The sequence below is a fragment of the Microcoleus asticus IPMA8 genome, assembly GCF_013179805.1.
Lineage (GTDB): Bacteria > Cyanobacteriota > Cyanobacteriia > Cyanobacteriales > Microcoleaceae > Microcoleus > Microcoleus asticus.
Genome location: NZ_SRRZ01000315.1, coordinates 1 through 643, shown reverse-complemented (window position 1 = coordinate 643; position 643 = coordinate 1). Strand labels below are relative to the sequence as shown.

General features: G+C 47.9%; 1 protein-coding gene. It reads left to right on the top strand.

Annotated features, from left to right (window positions below):
* Window positions 1-578 (top strand): WD40 repeat domain-containing protein (locus tag E5S67_RS32105; RefSeq protein WP_216670860.1); only part of this gene is annotated, 578 nt, incomplete at its 5' end.
* Window positions 579-643 lie beyond the last annotated feature (65 nt).

Sequence of the window (643 nt, the reverse complement as noted above, 5' to 3'; positions counted from 1 at the left end):
CCTTTAGTCCTGACGGCAAAACGATTGTCAGTGGTGGTGATAAGACGGTGCGCTTATGGAAGCTTAATGGCGAACCTATTGGAGAACCTTTTGAAGGTCATGAAGATATTGTCCTGTCAGTTGCCTTTAGTCCTGACGGCAAAACGATTGTCAGTGGTGGTGATAAGACGGTGCGCTTATGGAAGCTTAATGGCGAACCTATTGGAGAACCTTTTAAGGATGATGGGGTCACGCTAGTTGCCTTTAGTCCTGATAGCAAGATGATTCTTAGTACAAGTTACAATGCGGTACACCTGTGGGATATTGATAGCAACTCCATTGGGCACACCTTTCGGCATGAAAGCCCTGTCCAGTCAGTTGCCTTCAGTCCTGATGGCACCATGATTGTTAGTGCAAGTTGTATCAGGGGAAAGGGGAATGGGAGGGTGTACTTGTGGGATATTGATGGCAACCTCATTGGGCAACCTTTTCAGGCTCATCAGACTTCGGTCGAATCAGTCGCCTTTAGTCCAGATGGCGAGATGATTGTCACTGGAAGTGAGGACAGGACAGTCTGGGGGGGTGACAAATATAGCTAGGAACCTTGCCGGAGCAAGGTTGCAGCTCTGAGACCACGTTGATAAAAGTGACGCTTATTACGAGT